Source organism: Endozoicomonas sp. SESOKO2 (assembly GCF_024606245.1).
Taxonomy (GTDB): domain Bacteria; phylum Pseudomonadota; class Gammaproteobacteria; order Pseudomonadales; family Endozoicomonadaceae; genus Endozoicomonas_A.
Genome location: NZ_JAHHPQ010000229.1, coordinates 1 through 3,902, shown reverse-complemented (window position 1 = coordinate 3,902; position 3,902 = coordinate 1). Strand labels below are relative to the sequence as shown.

Sequence of the window (3,902 nt, the reverse complement as noted above, 5' to 3'; positions counted from 1 at the left end):
GCCGTTACAGCCCACCAGTCTTGATTTACAGAATGTGGCCAGGGCCGTCATCCGAAGGGGTGATTTTACCGAAGACGGGCTGCATCAATGCCTTAATCAGCACTACCGGCTTTATCTGATGGCTGCCGGAATATCGTTGGAGGCACTGCCAGAGTCTTCGGCTCTTACCATGAGAGAGGGCGGGCTTGATTCTGAGCTTTGTAAATGGTTCAACCAAACGGTATCGAACATTGATCGTCCGTGGTTAATACAACGCAGTAATCTCAACAGTGTGGATGAAAAACGCTACGAAATTCGTATTAAGGCTGATCTGAATGATGAGGAAGCCAGAAAAGAAATTATCAAAATGATGGCTCAGGCCAGGTGGCAGGCATCTGGTCTTTCCCTGGAGCCGGATCAGTCGGACGATACGCTCACCCGGGCACTGTACCGACACTGGCAGCAACGCTGGTTTGATCGTGAGTTCAGCCAGAAGGTCGTGGATGCTAATCAGGTATTTCCCCTGACGGAAGAAGAGAAACAAACGCTGAAATTATCAGCGTCCCGGCCTTATCTTAGAGAGGCTGAAAAGCGAATAGAGGGTTGGAACTCAAATGCAGTTCGATTGTGGCCGGAGTTTTGGCATCAGATGAGCGATCTGCCAAACCGTTGGGTTGGAGATCTTATTAACGAAGTGTTAGCTGTTGGGGGTGATAAAGCGCCTGAACGATACATTCCAGAAGTCCGCAAGAAACAGGCTGAGAAATTAGACCGGGAAACACACTATCAGCACCTTGAGATGCCGCAAGTTAACGATTATAAAATTTTCAATACACAGAACCATTCTTCCCATATGTACCGCTGGTGGGCAAAGAATATTGATGTCTCTGCCAAGGGCGATATCAGACTAACCGATTTTAATGATGAACATATTCAGGGGTTTGAAATCCTTACACCGGAACCATTACCGGGGTGTGATCAGGAATTGATATTAGCAAGCGATCAAACACTGGCCACCATAGAGATGTCATCGAAGAATGGTCAATATCGATTGCCCAGCCTTACGGTTAACGACTATATCGTTGCCCTTCGTATCGAACCCCATTCGGCATGTACTCTGGTAAGGGGTCGATATACCGGGCTTCACACACTGTCTATTCCTGAGGCCAAAGCGGAACAGGTGATTAAAATTGCCTATGTTGTTGAATCCAGAAAAACAGACAGAAAAACACCAACCGAATCCCGACCAGAACCATCAAAACGTTTTGATGCCTGCTGCTCAGAAGGGATGAAAACAGTACTGGACAAGCTGTTTACAACCATTGATAAACGCCCACGCGAAGTCCCGAAGCTTTTGCGGGCCATAAACGACGCTGAAGACATACCTCAACAGATTGAGGCGATCACGGACTATTGCAGACAGTTTGACGGTAATACTAAACCAAAGAAACATAACAATTTCTTTAAATTCCTGGTAACACAGCGGCAAGGTAGCTGTCGACATCGTGTGCCTGTTTTTATCGCTTTTTGTCGTTATTTTGGGATTCCATCCCGGCAAATTGATAACCGTATCCACTGCTTTGCCGAGTATTCCGGAGATGGAGGTCAAACCTGGGAGCCAGTGGATTTGGGCGGGCTACCTCTACAGTCAACGGAAATCATACCTGACTTCCAGCCCAGCAGGAAAATCGGTAGTTCCAGCACTTCATCAAAGAAGATTCAGGATCTCATGAAAGGGGCTGATTTAGCACAACAGCAAGCTCTGGCTATAGCCTGTGGCATACGCTTTGAGGAACTCAATAAAGCCCTTGAGACAAACAGTGCATTGCTAGCAACTAATCTAAGTTTTTCCGAAATAGTCTGGAACCTTTGGAGTGAAGGAGACCTAACCAGTTTTTCCATGGGCGTCTCAATAATCGAATTGCCAGAGACAAACGTATTGAATAGTTACGACGATATTTTGGGAATGATGCCTGAGACAGTCAAACAAATATTGTCCAATAGTGATGAAGATCAGGTCACTGAACTACTCAGGTCTCTCTATCCAAAAATAATTGATCAGGTTCCCTTTGGTGCTCAAATGTGGTTGCACGCAATGGTAAAAATATTGGAAGACAGTTGCTTGGCCAAGCCTTCGGTTAATCGCTTTGCCCTTGAAGTCCTGAAATCGGGTTGGCTGGATCCATTGCCGACCTATCAGAAACATATTATTAGTGCTGTTAAACATCATTGGCTATTGGTACGCCTGGAAGGTGTCGATGAACTGATGGTTGAGGCCGCCCGTTGCCTGAAAAAATGGTATAAGCAATTATTGTCCAGGGAAAAAAATTGTCTGCTATGGCTGCTGGCTTATAAACGCTTTCGAGAGGGTTCAGATGATGCTTTCTTCTTGAGTCATTGTCATGATGGGTTTTCATCATCCCTTGAATGTAAACTTGCCTATCCATCTATTCAGTCCGCCTGGAGGAGCGAGCCTGAGGGCATTCCCAATATAGAACGAATGCTGGCTCACCATCCGGCGTTTCCAAAGTTAATCTCAGGAGGGGCGAACCACCGTCCGGTGATTATCATGGGGACACCTTTCTGGAGCAACATAGAGTTGTTTCATATAAAGGCCGAGGCCCTGCTTCAACGAAAAGTTGAGAACAATCCGGTTTTGAAGCAGTTAGTGAAAAAAAACAATGAATATGAGGCGAAGTGTAAACAATACAATACTGCTCTGTATGAATTGAGAAAAGAAAGCCGTGACGCATTAACGCGAACGCCTTCTGGTGAGAAATCTCAAGATCAAACAAAAATATATGAGCAAAAAAAACGTACTATCGAAAGCGATTACCAAGACAGTCTAAAGTCCCTTGAAGTGTCCGATGTGGAACAAAGACTTCTGAAAGATTTAAGAGAGAAATGCAGGCAAGCGATTGAGCAGGCCTTCAGTCATTATCTATATGGGTTGACACACTCGAAAGGCAGCTGCTTAACGTATTGTTGGGGCAATGCTACCATCAACAGGCCACGCTTTTTAAACAACTATGGCTCTCATGATCCATCCTCACCAAGAGAGCTGTACGCCATGATGTCTGAAATTGAGTGCTCTTATGAGTTTGAGAAATCGGTTAAGGATGAATACTTACGGCAGACGCTCAACGCCAGTAACGCTCTGGTGCTCAAATCCGATGAGCTGACAAAAATTGCCAATGAGTTTTTGAACAGTGTGAATTTGAATTCGATTTATGACTCTTTATGACTCAATGGATATTTAATAGCAGTCTGGTGACGATGCGTTTTACGAGACCGATGACTTCCTTTAATGGTTACGGGTAACAATCCAGGTGAAACTTTCGTCCTTTTTGTAAGTCTTATAACTAAACACTTTCGATAAATTTCTTCAAATTGCAGTAGGGAGTTTGACTATGGATGGTCAGATTGGCACAACAACAAACAAAATCATTTCTGGTAGTGAGGTGCCTGACAGTGGCGTGCCAACCAAGACAGCAAAGCTGGAGTTATCGTCAGAAAAGAAGGTAACAATCTGCGAACAGTTCACCTCCAAATTAACCCTATCATCACCTCCGGTTGTGTCGCCTGACAAAGCGAGAACTGTATCCCGAACAGATTCCTCGCTCTCCAGAGCTTCTCATTCCTTCGATTTTCGTTTTGTCGCTAGTGATGATGAGGTTCGACAGCTTTTAGTGGCTCAGACCGGCGATGCACATCAGGATGTCATCCTTATCTCCCACCCCGATGACCTCTCACAGGCTAGTCTGGTGAGTCGGTTGAGCATTTCTGACGATGGTCGCCACACTCTCCTTTCAGGCAAACTGTTTGAAGGTTCACAGCCGCTCACCCTGGTGATAGATATCCGCAAACTCACCAGTGAGGAGCTGCCAAAATTTAACGATCTGCTGGACCCGGACAACCCCTGT

Annotated in this window: 2 protein-coding genes; both read left to right on the top strand. The window is 45.5% G+C overall.

What is annotated here, in order from left to right; all coding sequences use genetic code 11:
• The coding region (locus KDK17_RS05700) for a transglutaminase-like domain-containing protein (RefSeq protein ID WP_257287559.1) at positions 1 to 3,223 on the top strand (3,223 nt) is incomplete at its 5' end.
• 166 nt (positions 3,224 to 3,389) lie between these two features.
• Positions 3,390 to 3,902, top strand: a 513-nt coding sequence (locus tag KDK17_RS05695) for a hypothetical protein (RefSeq protein ID WP_257287558.1), incomplete at its 3' end; no start/stop codon positions are given.